Annotated in this window: 10 protein-coding genes; all 10 read right to left on the bottom strand. The window is 40.2% G+C overall.

The window, feature by feature from the left end:
• Nucleotides 1-3: 3 nt before the first annotated feature.
• Nucleotides 4-1338 (bottom strand): M56 family metallopeptidase, encoded by a 1335-nt coding sequence (locus LLG96_09815; GenBank protein ID MCE5250500.1) that lies wholly within the window; start codon nt 1336-1338, stop codon nt 4-6.
• Between the two features lie 51 nt (nt 1339-1389).
• Nucleotides 1390-1770, bottom strand: a complete 381-nt coding sequence (locus LLG96_09810; GenBank protein MCE5250499.1) for a BlaI/MecI/CopY family transcriptional regulator — start codon at nt 1768-1770, stop codon at nt 1390-1392.
• 273 nt (nt 1771-2043) lie between these two features.
• The gene (locus tag LLG96_09805; protein MCE5250498.1) at nt 2044-3453 is read right to left on the bottom strand and encodes a DUF1573 domain-containing protein; all 1410 of its coding nucleotides are present in this window, start codon (nt 3451-3453) and stop codon (nt 2044-2046) included.
• A 42-nt stretch (nt 3454-3495) separates the two neighbouring features.
• Nucleotides 3496-4968 carry a CBM9 family sugar-binding protein gene (locus LLG96_09800; protein MCE5250497.1) on the bottom strand — a complete coding sequence of 491 codons (1473 nt, stop codon included), beginning with the start codon at nt 4966-4968 and terminating at the stop codon, nt 3496-3498.
• Nucleotides 4969-4984: 16 nt separating this feature from the next.
• Nucleotides 4985-5659, bottom strand: a complete 675-nt coding sequence (locus LLG96_09795; protein ID MCE5250496.1) for a T9SS type A sorting domain-containing protein — start codon at nt 5657-5659, stop codon at nt 4985-4987.
• 730 nt (nt 5660-6389) lie between these two features.
• Nucleotides 6390-7997: a DUF6029 family protein gene (locus LLG96_09790; GenBank protein ID MCE5250495.1), complete on the bottom strand. Its 1608-nt coding sequence runs from the start codon at nt 7995-7997 to the stop codon at nt 6390-6392.
• Entirely contained in the window at nt 7994-8512 is a 519-nt protein-coding gene (locus LLG96_09785; protein MCE5250494.1) for a TlpA family protein disulfide reductase, read from the bottom strand. Before LLG96_09785 ends, LLG96_09790 begins: the two co-directional genes overlap by 4 nt.
• An 18-nt stretch (nt 8513-8530) precedes the next feature.
• Nucleotides 8531-10282 (bottom strand): Omp28-related outer membrane protein, encoded by a 1752-nt coding sequence (locus LLG96_09780; GenBank protein ID MCE5250493.1) that lies wholly within the window; start codon nt 10280-10282, stop codon nt 8531-8533.
• 84 nt (nt 10283-10366) lie between these two features.
• Nucleotides 10367-12643 carry a T9SS type A sorting domain-containing protein gene (locus LLG96_09775; protein ID MCE5250492.1) on the bottom strand — a complete coding sequence of 759 codons (2277 nt, stop codon included), beginning with the start codon at nt 12641-12643 and terminating at the stop codon, nt 10367-10369.
• On the bottom strand, nt 12640-13482 hold the full coding sequence (locus LLG96_09770) for an Omp28-related outer membrane protein (GenBank protein MCE5250491.1): 843 nt from the start codon (nt 13480-13482) through the stop codon (nt 12640-12642). The genes LLG96_09775 and LLG96_09770 overlap by 4 nt, the downstream gene beginning before the upstream one ends.
• Between the last annotated feature and the right edge of the window lie 704 nt (nt 13483-14186).

The following is a 14186-nucleotide window of genomic DNA, read 5'->3' as shown; positions in this document are numbered from 1 at the left end:
AGTTCACTCCTTTTGAAAATCAGTTTTTTTAATTTTTATTTTTTTCATTCCAACGATATTTTGTGAAACATTTACTGCATTGATAAAAAGTACTTGAGAAGATTTCGGATCAGGAAATATTGTGATATTTTTTTTGCCGCTTTCCTCCGAGAGTTTCTTTAAAAATCCCTCCAGATTTTCAGGAGCCACTCTGATCCCATCAACTTCATACTCACCACTGGAATCAATTTTTATTGCGATAGTATTCGAATTCTCTAAAGCAATATCTATAACTGTGCTTTGTTCTTCATTATAGACTTCATTACCAATAATTTTCCTAGGCGAATAATCACATGACAACGATATGCTGATCAATGAAACGATTATCAATATTCCGGTGGTAATGATATCGAGAGGTTTATAAAATTTATACCGTTTATTCGCGATTCTGATAATTCTTTTCGCCAGAGAACTCTTCCGTTCTGAAAAGCCAATATCAACAACTCCCCAGATCGGTTCATACACTATCCCCTCTATAACATTGAGAATACTTTGTGAATATCGTTTACGCTTATTTTCAATACTTCTTATTGTGAGGTCATCGCATATCTCTTCACGTGTTTCACGGATCTTCCAGTTCGCAAACCATACCAGCGGATGAAAGAAATACACAATCTGGGCCGCAATTTGAATCCAGTTCATGATCAGATCATGACGTTGTATATGAACAAGCTCGTGAATCACTAGAGGTTCAATCTCTTTAATCGACCAGTCCTCAATGACTCTATATGGCAGAAGAATTTTAGGATAAAAGACACCGGTCACTGTTGGTCCCATTGGCATGGTGCTGTGCATGGTATAGATTTCACAGTTCTGCTTTATTCCCAATTCCCTGCATTTTCTCAGAAAGAGTTCCCGTATATCACGTCGGCTGACAACCGGAAAACTTTTTACAAGTTTACGAACATGCAATGTCCAGATAATTGTCCCTGAGCCAAGAAGCAGCATTATCCCAAGCCATGTGAAAACAACAATGTCATTTACATTCAATGAGACAGGTTTATTTTTATCAAAGTCCAGCTTTTCGATTTTTTGTACCATTGATGATTTAAAAGGCATGGTAGTTTTATTTATGACTTCTGAAAAACGATTGTTTCTGGTGATTTCGGTGATTTTCATCTCCATGGGGGAGCGTAAATATTGGCTGACACCAGTTGGCATTGATATATTGAATGGAAGAATTAACCGCAAAACGACAATACTCCATAGCCAATAGTGAAAAATTGGCTGAATTTTTCTGAAAACCACAGAAAATATCCAGATTGCCATTATAAGGACAGAAACCTGCCAACTCAACATCCATACAATCCGGCTGGCCGAAACTATTGTCGAAATGATTGATTCTATGGCTCAGTCCTCCTCTTCAATTTCATTGATAATCTTTTTCAGTTCTTCGATTTCATGGGTATACTTTTTTTTCTTTAAAAGGTGAATAAAAACCGGCGCAATAGCATTACCAAAAACAGTCTGAGCAAAGCTTTCAATTGCTTTTGATGTCAATGTCGTTTCAGTAACCGTGGAAGAATAAAGCCAAATAGGACCAAACTTCTCTCGTACGAGATACCCTTTTTGGACTAATCTGTCGAGGGTTGTCTTTATCGTTTGGTATTGTATATTTCTTGTTTTTTTTATTTCCTCGAAGATTATTCGCGCGGTTGTTTTGCCTTTATCCCAACACGTTTTCATAACTGCCCATTCAAGTTCGCCAAGTAAACCGACACCTACTTTCATGATTGCTCCTATATTTATGTTTTAAGTTATATTATACAAAATACCATATTAAATTAACACTATTATGCATCCGCTTACAATCCAACTTTCAAACTTATTCAGTTCTTATTGTAAGTTTAAGTATTTCCATAAGATAGTATAAATCTTCTTCAGAAAGATCTTTAACAATTTCCATAACTCTATTTCTAAGGTTTTGCGTTTCAAATGATCGATCTTCGAAGTTTAGCGGGAAAAAATCATTATTCATCTGTACCATGAATATATCATTCCAAATTATTTAGTAACCAAGGCATATAAAGGAATTTCCAAAACCGGATCGTCTTTATCTGTCAGATAAACAGCTATTGTATCTCGAATCAAAGACTCTTTGTGCGGGGAGGTTAAAACGGCTTTTAACTGATACTTATGCCCCCCATCAATTGATACAACTTCAATTTTCACAAACGAAGATTTCGATTTTGCTGAAAGTTGTTTAATAGCATGCTTATCTGATGATAATGTTATCTCTTTAATAATTGTTGTATCCGGTTTTATCTCTCCAAAATAAAAAGCAGCAGGAAATGCTTTAACATTCCCGATTACTTTACCTGTAACGGGAACGGTAATTATAGACCGTTTTGAATCATTTGTATGAATTATGATTTTTTTCTCAAAATCACCAAGAACTTTACCACTTTCAATTATCAACTGCATCGGAATTGTTTTTGTACTCATATTTTCTTCAGGAAGATTCTTTACCCTGACACCTTCGGGTGTATCTACACTCATTACCTTTAAGGTACCATTACCTGAATCTATTATCTGGATTTCACGTTCGATAACCTCGCCAACTGTCATTTCCTCAACCAGAATTCTGTCAGGCACAACTTTTATACTTTGCTTAACATCAGCTGAAATTGTTAAAGTAACATACTTGTTATTAGGATCGTTGGTTTTTACAAATACTGTTTGCTTTACCTGTCCTTTTTTACCGTTTGTGTCAAACTCTACTTTAATTTCCCCCTTGTCGCCCGAAAGAATTCTATTTTTCGATGTAACAGCAACAGCACATGTACACGTTGAACGGGCATACACTTCCAAAGGTTCAGAACCGATATTTGTAAAAGAAAAAATATTCGAAAGTTTCTCACCTTCGTTCACCGTACTAAAATTATGGCTTGTTTGGGAAAATTTTACACATGGTTCTTTGAGAGGCACTGACAATGATTTCAACTGGGATTTCATCTGCTTCTTCAGTTTATCCGAAAAAACGAGAACTTCTCCATTCCATCGAGATTTAAAAACTTCTTTTGATTGCATATATGCCGGGGCCGGAGGATTCTGAATTAATACCTTGTTCCCTTTGAGTGCATGAAGAACAAGAAAATGGTTCCCGTCCACAAAAGCAATTGATGGCTCATTAATATTCGAAAGCTCTTCAATATTAATGCGTACCGGTACGACAGGAAGTCCTAATTTACATGCAGCGTTATAAAGTCCGAGCATTGTTGTTCCTGAATTTTCATTGTAGCTTGATAAATCACAGATTTTCTTGAGATCGCTCGTAATATTTTTCATTTCACAGATTTTCAGGAGACTTTTCGGCCCGCAGAGCGGATCAACTACTTTATCAGCAGCATACGCGTCAACTGCCATCAGGACAATAATAAACCATAATATTCTTATAAAATTAAATACCTGCAAAGGTGAAATCCTTTATGTTTTCGAAAATTAAATTTATTCCAGCTATTTTTGGCTTAATTTTCTCTCGATCGAAAGGAGAATCATTTTTGTATTCAGCGCTTCCGTCGAATTGAGCTCAGAGCTCAGTAAATTTGTACAAATAGCCTGAGCATTGTCAAATTTGTTATTTATAAAATAGTAACGGGCAAGAGCTATCTGAGCTTGTTTAGTGATTTCCTGGTTGACCGGCTCGCTAATGACCTTTTGAATCGCTATGAAGTCAACATCACTTCCCTTTGTTTTGCTCAATGCAAATGAAAGAAGCTCACACGATTTTGGATCGCCCGGATTTTGTTTTAAATATTCATGGAGTATGAGGGCTCCTTTGCCATTTTCCCTTTTTTGAAAACGTTCAAACAGTTCTTTCGACAACATCAATTCTCTCGCAAAATTGTATGAAAAATCATATGCCCATGTCGCTGCATAATCATCAGGACACTTCTTTGCAAAATCATTCAACTGAGTAATAGCTTCCGCATACCTTTCATCATGAAACTGAACTACACCCACTATAAGTTGTGCCCATAGCCTGTCTTGCAAGGGTTTGAGTTTTTCTTCAGCCATTTTCCAGTTGCTGTTTGCGATGTCCGAAAAGGCGGATATCAGAATGTTGTTAAAACCTATCTTATCGGGGGCATTGAGTCCTAACTCGACTTCCCACGCATTATTTTTAATACCTTTTACTGAAGCTTGTGATTTTTCCTGTACAACACCGGGCAAAGTCACAGCCTTAACAAAAACAACTCTGTTGTAGCGATCTGTCTTCCACCAGCTCGTTTTGTCAGGATCAAAAGACCATGAAAGAACACCCTCATTCTCATCATTGTTTTCTTCATGATCATCTTCAAGCACTCTGATATTTACCCCGAGACCACGTTGTGGCGTAATCTTGTTCAACTCCAGAACTTCAAGTGGAATTGCCACTTCAACTGAATAGCCCCTGTCGTTGAGTTTAAAGCCCCCTCGAATACCTCGGGCTTCCCAATAGTATGGCAGCTGTGAAATGTAAAGATATGGTACAACGCCTTCCAGGTATGAACTTCCATCATAATTGCCAATAACCCGAACCTGTCCGTCATTATTATCAAAATATGGTTTTGAAACATTGCTCAAATCACTGTCAAAACAGATTTCTACTGAGTCATCATTCCAACCTTCACCAAACGGGTGATTACCAAGAAATACTTTATCATCATTAACAATTACTCCAACATATACATAATCTTCATCTGCAAAGCATTTAAAAGAAGCCGAAAGATCATCTTTTTGTGGCAGAGGAAGGGATTGTGACAAGTTTTCATAATAGCCTAACGGTATCAGTTGCAAACTCACAACATCCCAGTCGGATAAATCCCCATCCACGTTAATCGAAGCCTTGCCATCAACAAATACGGTATTATAAAAATCTATACCATACCCGGCTCGGGGCATAAAACAAATACATGCCAGACACATAAAACCTATAATCTTTTTCATGTTCTCCCTCTTATTGTTATTCCAATAGAATCATGCGATTGCTTTCAATAAATGAACCCGATATTAATTGATAGAGGTAGATACCGCTCGAAACTTTCTGCCCGAACTCATTCCGTCCGTCCCATTGAATGGTATGTATTCCTGCTTCCTGTGATTCATTAAGTAACGTTTTAACTTTTTGGCCGAGTGAATTATAGATTACAAGCTTCGTCAATCTTGTTTCTGCAAGCGAATACGTGATAGTCGTAGATGGATTAAATGGATTGGGAAAGTTACCATAGAGAATATCTATGGGGTGAGGCGCTGAATTTTCATTTGAACTTACACCAATTTTAAGGTAATAACTCCATTGGTTATTATTACTATCGACTATAATAAAAGGAATCTCAGCTATGGAACCATCCGGAGCATGACTGATGTTGAAGTTCAATGTTATATTCCCACTCATTTTCTGCGGAATATTTATTTCATTTTTCAACACTGTTATCTTCAGCCATGAAGGAATCTTTTCCTCATTAACCTCCAATTTAAGGCCACTGAGATCATAATCCCATCCGTTCTTGATTGAAAAGGAAATCTCATTTCTACCTTCTTGTAAATTTATAATAGGTTGATCATCTGCATGGACAGATACAATCAATACACTACACATGATGGTCAGAAATAAAAAAACTCGCACACATGAATTCATATCTTTTCAACTCCTTATAAATGTTGAATTTAATTTATTAATATCAGAAATTCTACAAATTTTATTAGTTGAATACCATATAAGTAGCTACATCACCACATTGGTAACAAATCTACCACTTTAATATATATTGTCAAGCATTTTTATTATTTATCGTTTAAAATATTGAGGAAAAAATAAAAAATTTAAATGGGATGTTCCGGCGGCAGCAAAAAAGATAAACAGATATCTACCATGAGATTATGAAGGACATTCTATCAGATTCATGAAGGGAATCTTTTCGGGGAACACAGAGATACAAATGCAGCGGACTTTAAGGACCTAAAAAGGTATAAACAGTTCAGGCCAGATGTATGCTTTTATTCTTTTTGATTCTACTAATTAATGTACAATCAGATAGTACTACTGAAATTAATAAAAAGAAATAAGGAATAGTATAAAAAAACCACTTGCAAAACACCCTGCAAGCGGCAGATAATATTTGTTTTATTATGGCTGCCCCGCAAGGATTTGAACCTCGATAGGCTGATCCAGAGTCACATTTTAAGGGGATTCAATAAATAATCGTAAATCATTAATAAACAATCTAATGCTACATGGCCTCTGCACTTATAAAAATTATATCTAAGTTTACTATTCACACCATTGCCTTTATATTCTACCATTTCTAACACAAACTGACACAATAATAAAGATAACTATTTATTCTCTTATTCGAATTCATTTCGGTTCAGAAGTGAATCTCGGCGGAAAAGCGCCAACCCTTGTATTCCGGAACATAACGGCACCGTCCGTTCGTGCAGACAAGTCCACCTCGTGTCTCGCCATATCCTATTTCAAAAATCTGGCTCGAACGGAAACAATAACGAATTGTACCAATCAACCACAGCGTTTTATCATCATACTCGTACCCTTTCGTGACATATTCAGCATCGACTGCCGCTGTCAGGTAAGGCGATTTGCCTATCCCAAACGAAAAGTAACTGTTGGTAAAATACTGGTCGCCGTGAAGGGTTTCCTTAAATTTCTGATATTCTACCGTGCCCTGTAACGAATACAAGTCGGGCAGCTGAAAGATAAACCGGACGGGTATGATACACGACCTGTTTTCCTCCCTGACATCCGGTATATAGTAGTTGTAAATCCTCTCAAACGTATAGGCTAATCCACCAGTAATGGAACTGCCATTCGGGAAGTAGTGTTCAACTTCACCATATACCTGCCAGAACGGAGAATATTCGGGATCGAGCGACGGTATCCACGATAAATTCTTTTTTCTGCGTGAAAAATCCCCGAACTCATTCATATCATACCGGTAATGCTTTCCGGCAACGGATCCGTTAAGGTTGAGCGTAGTTTCAGGGTATAGTCTGTGATAGAGGTCGAACTGCATACCGACCTCATCATTGAAACTGACACTGTGTGTGCGTCGTGAAAGCAGCACCCAGCTGTGTTCTCTTACTACTGTGGGAGGATTCTGAAATGCGAGCATCCGGTGACGATACAGGGTGTAATCCCAATATTCAGGAGTTGTCAATCCGAATTTATAGTTTTTGAACTCAATGTTGACATTTGTGGAGGGCAGATTCATGTTGAGCGAAACATATACGCTGTTTTCACCCTCTGTGAAAAGACCTCTGTTTTCATGGGAGTTTGATGCCATACCGCCATACAACTTGAAATTGTCTGTTTCAATCTCCGACCATAACTCCGCTGTATTTACGTAAAATTTGTCCTTAACCTTATAATATCCGATTTTCTGGGTCAGGTCGCTCCGTATGAAACTGCCTCCGACAGCGTACCAATCGATGAGTTTTTTCCGTATCGAACCGCCGCGCAGGTTATAGGTTACGATATCCCTGAAATCCGGAATCATCTCATAATCCATGCTTCCGGCAAGTATATTTACCGTTGTGCGTTCGTTTTCATACAGCGCGTTTACGCCGGTAATTTCGCTGTCATGACCGATCATTTCCTCTTCGTATGCGTTTAAAACCAGACCCCTTGAAAAAAGGGCCGCGAACGTGCCTCCCCTGAGTTTCCATTGTCCCTTCCTGTATTCAAGATACCATTTTCTCAGTTTTCTATGTTCAAAACCAAATTCCGGTGGATTGTCATAATCATATCGTCCGCCGAGCAGAAAACGGTTCCAGTGAATATTAACAGCGATTTTTTCTTCAAGATATTTCTTGTCCTCATTTCTATAATTCATGATCTCGTTGCCAAAACCGTAGCGGAAATAGTTCGAGACGGATACGGAAGGCAGTGAAGCGAACGCACGAACCGGTATGATTGTAAAAAGAAGAAGCGTTATTATGTATTTCTCGATATTGTTCATTCTTTTCCTGTTTTCAGACAGCTTTCGATTTTTTTTCCATATTCGTCCAGATCACCGGGGACATATCCGGAATGCATCATGATCACTTCCCGCTTTTTATTGAGAATCACCGTAAAGGGAATCCCTGAAACGTTGAAGATTCTCAGTATTTCTTTACCGGGATCGGTACTGCATATAAAAGGGAAATTGTGAGTTTTAACATAGGATTTGACACGGTCTATGCTTCGCGGAGTATCGATTGTCACGGATACTATCGTAATGGAATCAAAAGGATACTCGGAATGTACCTTGCTGAGCGCATGCAGTTCTTCCTTGCACGGTTTGCACCACATTGCCCAGAATGTTATCAGTACCGGTCCTTTCTGAAGAAGGGAATCAACAGGCATGATTTCGTTTGTCAACGTTTTGAATGAGAAAGGTATGACAGGTGACCGGGCATACGATCGAGAATATGGCAGAACAAAAAAACAAAACGAGATAACGAATACCGTTGCAAACGATTTATACTTGTTCATCACTGTTTCTCCATGCTTTCACTTGATCAGCAGCATTTTCCCCGTGCCTATCGACGCACCCGCCTGTAGCCGGTAAAAATATATTCCGCTGGAAAATCCATGAGCATCCCAAATTATGGAATGCTTACCCGGTGGCCAGATACGGTCGGTCAGTGTCGTTACTTTTTCTCCAACAATGTTATAAACAGTCAGCACTATGTGTTTATCCTGTGTCAGAGTGAATGGAATCATCGTTGTAGTATTGAATGGATTCGGGAATGCCGGATGAATCTGAAAGGCGATTCGCTCGTCGATTTCGACTTCCGTTATCGTGTCTTCCATAATAGTACACTGTGCAGCCTGCTGCACTGGTCCCAGGCCGTTTTTTAAATCTTCATTGACGAATACCACAAGACGAGCGTAGTTTTCATTAATCGAATCATCGAGCGTGAACGAATAGTATTTCCGGATATTTGTCTGCGCCTGAATCGGATCGGTATTTAACCGTTCGCCATATGTTCCCGTAATCATCCGGCGAACGACATGCATATGGTAGTAAGGAGAAATCGTTTTATAGTCTTTTCCGGTGATATGCTGCTCATAATCAAGGCTGTCTTCGCAGACAACCACATTGATCCTGTACGCTCCCTTCATATCGGAAAGGGAAAGCATGTCAACGGTCACATCAGCATTTCGTGACGAGCCTGTATAATCGCATGAAATATGGATCGAAAGAGGAGCCGGCACCTGTGAGCGTTCGATGCATCGCTTTGTCCATTCCTGACGATTGACCAGGATGGAACTGCTTCCAGTGAATTGTGTCCTGTCGATCAATGCCTGAGGAAGCGCCGGACTTAACATATCGTCAAGCTGATCTCCTTCGGGTGTGCTCATTTCATCTTCAATGTGGTACGCAATGGAGATAACATTGCCCTGGCTGCGGATTATCTCTTCAAGTATATCGGTAGCATACGGGCACCACGTGCACCAGGTTGCGGTGAATTCTTCAAGGAGGACATTGCGGGAATTGTCCGGAAGTGGGGCGAGTTCTATCGATACGGCAGTTTCCTTTGCATTTGATACAATCCCTTTGGCAATCTCGGCAATATAGCCGGTTTTTTGAACCTGTATGGCAAATGGTTCGCCTGAGAGGGCTCCTTTCAGGATAACTTCAAACATTCCATCGACATCTGTCTCGGCTGTATATGAGGTATCATGTTCGACAGTGATCCGTGCCGACGATATCGCGTTTCCCGTTTGTGAATCAGTTACTTTTCCGGAAATGGTATGACTTTTATACAGTGTTATTTCGAGTGAATACGAGCCGAACGAATCCGTATCGGTAGTGGTTCTCTTTTTTGTCGATTCGGGAGTTCCGACACATATATAGTATATCCCGTCCTTACCAAGCGGATATTTTACGATTTTTTCAGCCATACCGCTGAAATAATTGTCGGCGCAGGTGAGTCTTGAATCGCCGTAATAGAGAGAAAAAGCAATGTCGAACTTTGTAATGGGATCGGATGAAATAGAAATGAAACTATCGCTTTCCCCGTAAAACGAATACCAGTCGGCATCTTCCCGGGTGTCGATCGTTGCCGTTTCGGATTTCCATACACCATCGGAAAAAGATATTTCGTATGCCGTTTCTCTCGAATCATTCGGTTCGTAGTTATCGCCCGAAACCGCTGTCCCGGCATGAAACAAAGCTATTAAAAACACCAGCGTATATATGAAAAACATGGTATACGACTCTGATTTCACGACAGATGCCTTTTCGATAAGGTTCATATCTCTTTACGGTCACTTCGCGGCTGAAAATCAACAACCGTCCATCCTGCAAAGACGAACGGTTGTTATTTCATACGTATCAATCTACTTTAACAACATCATGCGTGATGATGCGGTAAGTTCTCCCCCGAGCAGACGGCTTATATAGATGCCGGAAGATACGTTCCGGCCAAAATCATCGCGACCGTCCCATACGATTACATGCCTGCCGGGATTCTTCCGTTCGGAAACCAGCGTCCGTATCTTCTGTCCCGTAACTGAGAATATCGCAAGATCGACCAGCGTTTCCGACGGCAGCTCGAAATAGACGGTTGTCGACATATTGAACGGATTCGGATAATTGCCAACAATCGGGAATGTACCGGGAGTTGTTATATATGGTTCATCGACGACCGTTGGAATCCGGTAAGGATCGAACCGCGCGAAAACACCGTCTCTCATCACGCCAAAAACCATACCTTTATCACCTGCTGCCAGAAAGGACAAATTCGGGACATCTATGCCAGTGATATAGGTCATTCTACTTTCACCATTATAACAGTCAACTCCCATCTCATTTCTTATATAGAGATATCCTTCCGAATCACAGGTGATATCCATTATTTGCCGGTACTCATACGGTTCTTTCACCCATTTTGCACCGTCATATCTGAAAAGTTCATTATAGCTGACGGCCCAGGGTTCACCTTCGGGACCGAAAATGATTTTATTGATAGCCGTGGACGCTTTCGAATTATCCGGTATTCCCGTTTCCGTCCATTTTTCACCATCATAAACAGTAATACCACTTATTAATTCATCGGATATAAAAGTATACCAGGCTAACCAGATATGGCCGGAAGGATCAGCCGCAATAGTTGAAAGGACCCCATCGGGAATACCGTCGCTCTCACCCTGCAATTTCCAGACGGAACCATCAAAACGCACAAGGCCGTTCTTTGTCATACACCATACGATTCCATCGGAACCGACAGCGATTTGATTTATTATATTATTATCGGTCAGCATGTTTGAAGTAAAAGGTTTCCATGATGAATCATCATTTCGGTAAAGCTTTTCTTTTGTTGCTACCCATATTTTGTTATCGGATGAAACAGCGACAGACCTGGCATCGGTAAACGGGCTTACGATGTGTGACCACGATGTACCATCATACTGGTATAATCCTTCGTTTTCAGTTGCCAGTAGTAATGAACCATCGTGGTATAAGAGACCATATATATATAAGTTACGAGGTATGAATTCACTGTAGAAGTGATTTGTCCACTTTTTGCCGTCAAATTGCAGTATACCGGCATCTTTATCAGAAATCTGATTGTACGTCCCTGCCCATATAGTGCCGTCAGGAGCGAGTGTTAATGACTTCACCACTAATTTAGCGGTAACAGGATCGGGGTAGGAATACCAGGTTTCACCGTCGAACTTAAAAAGCGTTGAATTAGGATTATTACATTCAAAGTTCACAGGAACTAATGAAGCCCAGAGGTTCCCTGTATCATCCACGAGTAATGAGCCGGTGCCAAAATATTTAATTCCGTTGCTCTCCGGAATATAGTGGCTCCACGAGCCGTCTTTGTAATTAAATATACCATCATCCAGAGTACCTATCCAGATTGAACCATCCGATCCCTCCGCTATGCATTTAACACGATATTCAGGATTATCCTTGCTATAACTCAGTTTTTCCACGGATTCTCTGTCGTAGCAATATAATCCTATTTTAGTACCGATCCATATTCTGCCATCACTTCCGGCAAATATTGATTTTACCCGATCATCCGGGAGAAACTCAACATCCGGTACTTTGGAATATTTCTCTCCGTCAAAACGAATCAACCCGATCCCATGGCCCGCCATCCAGCATATCCCGTCAGGGTCATAACAAAATGGTACATAGTATTCTGCTCCAGGATATCTGATATCGGAATTGGGTTCTGAATATTGGATTTTTTTCCATGTACCGTTTTTAAACACGAACTGTTTTGTGGCAAGGCCAACTAAAACATCACCTGTAGTGCTCTTTTCAATTTCACCTGTATAATCAGAACCAGCATTAAAAATCTCATTATACTCCATTGTCGATGGATTTACCGTAAAAACTCTACGTTCCGAAGAACACCATAATTCGCCGTCTTTTACCACAATATCTTGTATTTTTTCAATTCTTATCGGGTATTGCGTCCACGTTCCCTGCGCCAGAGCTTGTGATACAGTTATAATCATGATCGCCATAAAAATCAGCCTTGAAGTTCTCATCTCTCTCTCCTTTGGTGGAAATTGTCTATGCCGATTGATGGATTTATTCCGGAATATCTCATGGTATTCATAAACCATAATCGAAAAGTTTTTTTTACCAATCATCTGAGAAGTGTCACTTTCCCATGAGCTATATGATTTCCGGCAGTAAGCCGGAACAGATACAGTCCATCAGCAAGCGTGATACCCTTTCTGTCGCGGCCGTCCCATACGATCCGGTGTGTCCCGGTACTCAAGGTTCGATCAACGGGAATATCGACGACTCTTCCCAGCACATCATACATTACAAGGCTGACATGCGATTCCGAGGGAAGAGTAAACTCGATCGTTGTTACGGGATTGAAAGGATTAGGATAGGGTGCGTGCACCCGGAACGTATCCGGGGTCAATTCATCGACCCTGGTCACGATGTTCTCGACGAGAACCAGCTCCTCGGCCTGGCACACCGGTCCCACGATTCCTTCGCTGACAAATACAACGATGCGGATTTTCTCAGGTTTGAATTTGCTTTGCAGTGTGTATGCATAATTCCTGTGAATATCGGTTCCCTCCGCGAGTACAGAATCGTTAAGCCGTTCGCCGTCTGTTCCCGTTATAAAGTCGCGCACGGTATGCATGTGGTAGAATGGATCGGCTCCCCCTTGCTGCGGATATTTAAGGCTGTCCTCAGCAACAACGATATGGAGATAACAATTCGCATCGATTGTCTCAAGGGTATGAAGAGCGACATCGAGATCGATCAGTCTTGATTCAGGAGAATACGTATAACTCAGATCGATTGTCATTCGGGGCGGAATCAATAACCTCTCCTCAATTTTTTGAGCACAGTTGTTCATTCTCGCAACAAGGGAATTAAGGTCTTTATAAACAGTCCTGTCCACAGCAAAACCTGGAAATGCGTCAGTAAATCTGAAAATAACCACCTCGATATCTTCTGTGGCCATCTGATCATTGAAATGATACGCCAGCATAAAGATATTACTATGCGTTCTTACATACCTTTCAACAGTCAATATATCTACTGTGCAATTTCTACACCATGAACCCGTGAATGCTTCCACAAGTACGTTACGTTGAGGATTTACACCGTTCTGATAATCATGATTTTCGCCGGAAACCGGCAAGGACAGACACGCAAAAACGAGGAGAATAACTAATAAGAGCAGAAATTCCATTTTCAGATTTTTTTTCACGGCAGATACCTCCTTTTTTCATTATACATTTTATGGCCCGGAATTCTTTTCAATGTTTAAATCCAGGTTATTCATTCTCTATACCACTCGTACGTTCTTTACCGGGGCTGCGAAACAACAGTTCAATTTCTTCGTATTCGTCTTTGCTGACCAAGTAATTGTCGCCCGTCAACGAATCTGAATCTCGAAATACGTGTCTCCAGAATTCAACAAGATTGCTAAAGAATGATTTTTCACTATGTACGTTCATACGGAACAAGCTGACTCTCCATTCTTTCATGAGGTGATAAAGCCTCTTTAAAGATGATTGAATGGAACTTTTTTAATCCTTATAATAGTTTCTTTTGAAATGATCAATATTGATCACTTTGGGGCGTATTTAATACCGATTACATACAATTTCACCACTTTGATGAAACATTACAGCGATTTGTTACATCGAATCCTGAGAATGA

Source organism: bacterium (assembly GCA_021372535.1).
Taxonomy (GTDB): domain Bacteria; phylum Latescibacterota; class Latescibacteria; order Latescibacterales; family Latescibacteraceae; genus JAFGMP01.
Note: the sequence above shows the minus strand (reverse complement) of the source record. Positions and strands in the feature narration are given on the sequence as shown.

What these genes read in the sequence shown, in the direction of transcription:
- LLG96_09790 (MCE5250495.1), bottom strand. Translation starts at nt 7,997, where the DNA reads ATGAACAATATCGAGAAATACATAATAACGCTTCTTCTTTTTACAATC.
- LLG96_09785 (MCE5250494.1), bottom strand. Translation starts at nt 8,512, where the DNA reads ATGAACAAGTATAAATCGTTTGCAACGGTATTCGTTATCTCGTTTTGT.
- LLG96_09780 (MCE5250493.1), bottom strand. Translation starts at nt 10,282, where the DNA reads ATGAACCTTATCGAAAAGGCATCTGTCGTGAAATCAGAGTCGTATACC.
- LLG96_09795 (MCE5250496.1), bottom strand. Translation starts at nt 5,659, where the DNA reads ATGAATTCATGTGTGCGAGTTTTTTTATTTCTGACCATCATGTGTAGT.
- LLG96_09775 (MCE5250492.1), bottom strand. Translation starts at nt 12,643, where the DNA reads ATGATTGGTAAAAAAAACTTTTCGATTATGGTTTATGAATACCATGAG.
- LLG96_09815 (MCE5250500.1), bottom strand. Translation starts at nt 1,338, where the DNA reads ATGTTGAGTTGGCAGGTTTCTGTCCTTATAATGGCAATCTGGATATTT.
- LLG96_09810 (MCE5250499.1), bottom strand. Translation starts at nt 1,770, where the DNA reads ATGAAAGTAGGTGTCGGTTTACTTGGCGAACTTGAATGGGCAGTTATG.
- LLG96_09800 (MCE5250497.1), bottom strand. Translation starts at nt 4,968, where the DNA reads ATGAAAAAGATTATAGGTTTTATGTGTCTGGCATGTATTTGTTTTATG.
- LLG96_09770 (MCE5250491.1), bottom strand. Translation starts at nt 13,482, where the DNA reads ATGGCCACAGAAGATATCGAGGTGGTTATTTTCAGATTTACTGACGCA.